Raw genomic sequence first — 2,962 nt, forward strand, 5'->3', positions numbered from 1 at the left:
GGTGCTGTAGTTGTTGTATTTACAGCGTATTACCGGAGAGCTTTTTTACGCTTCACCTGACTTTTAAAACACCCTCTAACAGCAATCCTGCTCCACCATTGAGGCTGAGGACTGCCTGAATTTGTTCTCCTAAACTGGCATGATCTTGGGGCGCATTGGAAATCATCAGAACGTCAGCGAAAACTTTCAGGAGCGCTTCTGTTTGAGCACGGTGGCGTTCTCGCAGTTCGACCAACCGGGCTTTGGCTCGATTGTGCAACGTTCGCATCCGTTTGAGAAACATTTCTACCAAATGATCGCGAGTTTTGACTTGTGCTTGATAGAGCAAGCATATCAGCAGAGTCCGGCGCTTAGAGGGTTTCTCCCAACTCGGTTACATCTAGAACTTTGGCTTGTGCTGCAAAAGATTTGACTTTACTGGGCGCAATGCCGACTAATAGGCGCTTAGCATCTCCAAATGACATCAACTGGTCGAATTTAATCTGCAACTGCTGCATATGTGACAAGGTGGCACTTTTTGCAGGAGCTTTGAGTAAATTGAGGGTTGCTTGGGCTTGCGAAGTTGTAGGTAGGAGCAGTTGATCCAGATAAGTGCGCTCAGAGGTCGATAGATGCTCGGAAATTCTCTCAAATAAACGGGTGTTGGCAACCGAACGAATGTTGCCAGCTAAGCGATCTAGTGTGCTAAAAGCAGGCAGTTCATAGCGCTGTTTGACTAATTCTTCAATGGACACATTGATTAAATCAGCGGGATAATCCATGACTTCGGCAGCTTTTGCAATGGCATCGGCGACGAGCTGCTGCGCTACGTCATCATAGGGTTTGATGTTCAGATAAGTCCGAATGGCTTGCTGATATCGACGACGAGTGCGAAGCGGTGAAATGGCTGAGATGTTCGATGGGAGTTTCAGATGAGAACGCAAATGTTGAATCACTGGGGTCGGAACAAAGTCGGGATGGGGAAAGTAGCCCAAACGTTGGAGTGACTTGAGTAAAACCAGAATTCGCAACTGCCCCATCTTGCTGACCGTTTGGGATTGGGCAAATGCCATCTCACTGGACGTTGGAGTATAGAGTCCTGCGAGTTCTTTAGCAGTGGGTTGTTGCTTGAAGCGGGGATAGGCAGTGCGTTCAATCGCAGTCATGCAGACAGAGGAGAAATAACATTTAAGAGCAAACTCAGTTTATCGTTTTCTGTAGACGCGACTCCCCATAGGTTGTTGTGAGTTTGACTGTCCCATCCTGAGATGCTTTATCTCAGAAGTGGGCTGAACTAAGCTCGGACTGATTGTCGATTCTGTAGTACGCTGTAACGCCCAAATCCCCTGAGACAGATCGCTGCCAACCACAATCTATAAAATTACAATTTCGCTTGGCTCAGCAACAGTTGCACCCCTGTCTCATTGGATTGAACTTCTGCGCGTCCGGCAGTGAACCAGAATTGTAGTCACTAGAAGAGTTGATGTCTACAATATATGCACAGCAATCGTTTTCAAGATCCGTGGCACCATTTTACACGTATCTCGGCTCGACCCCATAAACCACATGACAATTTATCTTGCGAATATCACTCACTGACATCTCAAAAAATGAGGCTGAATGCTCACACTTCTTAGCCCATTGGGTAAATTCTTCTGCCAGAACGGTTAGCGGGCGGGGGTTGAAATCTGCCTTTTTTGACCGTCCCAAATATCGGCTCTCGACTAAATCAGCAAAGGCTTTAAGCCTGTCGTCGATCGCGTTGAAGTTCATGCCATCGCCAAACGTGTCTAAGCCGTCCCACTGCCCAAACTCACGATGCGGATCTAAGATCTCAAGCTTATGTCCAGCTTTAACCCGTTCGCTCATCAGCCATTCTGCAAAGGTTGACTTCCCCGCCCCAGGCGCACCCCAAATTAGAACCGATGGATAAGACAGTAAATCTTGCATCCATTCATGGCGGGCGGGTGAGGCTAACAGTTGCTCATCCTCGTCCCACTTTGACAACTGAGCAGCCGGGGAACTCGGTACATCCACAGCAATCAGGCGCGTATCGTTGCCGATGGGTGAACTTGTGGTATCGGTCGATGGCAGTGCTAAAGGTTGCCCCGTATTAGGGGCAAACGGGGAATTCGGACAAAATCGTACGCTAAGCCTAAAAGTCTTTTCCTATATGACTTACAGGATTTTATCATTCACTTGTCCGGTGTCCTAATCAGGCTAATATTGCCCATCCCGCCCAAAACGTAAAGTTAGCCGCACAGGCTATCGAAAGCTTGTGTAGATAGGGATCTGGAACACTGTTTGGGCTACAGAGCCTTTGAGAGTGCAAAAAGTCTACTTTCCGCACGATCTCTTGGTTGGGCTTATAGTCATCAAATCAGCATCATTTCTAGTGCGATAACCCTTGCCAGAATCATGGTGCATTTAAAGCAATATGGGCTAAGTTTTCGCACGATCAAGAACGCATAGCAAGGCAGTAAGTGGGAAGGGAGAAAGGCGCTGAAAAGACTAACCAGCAAAGGTTTCAATTCTACTTTTACATTTAGGGCGGGGTGGGCAATATTAGTCAATCAGCTAGAAACCCGTATGGTTTTATTCTTGTAAGAAACCGCTTAAAACGACTTAAAGAGCTAGTTTATCGATCATGCGGTAGCTTGGAAAGCTCTCTGAGAGAAGATTTCAGGCTTAGCGTACGATTTTGTCCGAATTCCCCGTTTGCCCCATTTACTGCAATAGTTTGTACCAGTCGAAGTAAGGGCTAATTGGTACAAGAAATGAGAACGGTATATCAAGGGTTTCAGCCTTCTATTGCCAGAAGGGTTTAATTGGTACAGAAGACAAACGATGCTTAACGTACGTTACTGTTCCGCTGCTCCTCAAACCCCTTCTCAGACAAGATGAGCCAGGGTGGTTTCAAGTTAGCCAGCGAAAAACCTGATGGACTTGATTGGCTAGATCCCGAATGCAATCTGGGAGAGTA

3 protein-coding genes are annotated in these 2,962 nt (G+C 47.0%); all 3 read right to left on the reverse strand.

From position 1 onward, the window contains the following. Positions 1–52: 52 nt before the first annotated feature. Positions 53–328, reverse strand: coding sequence for a hypothetical protein (locus tag C7B65_RS26700; protein ID WP_073075350.1), 276 nt, complete (start codon positions 326–328; stop codon positions 53–55). 22 nt (positions 329–350) lie between these two features. Then, positions 351–1,145, reverse strand: a complete 795-nt coding sequence (locus C7B65_RS26705; RefSeq protein ID WP_073075349.1) for a DUF4158 domain-containing protein — start codon at positions 1,143–1,145, stop codon at positions 351–353. Between the two features lie 367 nt (positions 1,146–1,512). Further along, complete coding sequence (locus C7B65_RS26710; RefSeq protein ID WP_106254244.1) at positions 1,513–2,016, reverse strand: helicase HerA domain-containing protein; 504 nt, start codon at positions 2,014–2,016, stop codon at positions 1,513–1,515. Between the last annotated feature and the right edge of the window lie 946 nt (positions 2,017–2,962).

Origin of the sequence: Phormidesmis priestleyi ULC007, from assembly GCF_003003695.1 — a bacterium.
GTDB lineage: Bacteria > Cyanobacteriota > Cyanobacteriia > Leptolyngbyales > Leptolyngbyaceae > Phormidesmis_A > Phormidesmis_A priestleyi_A.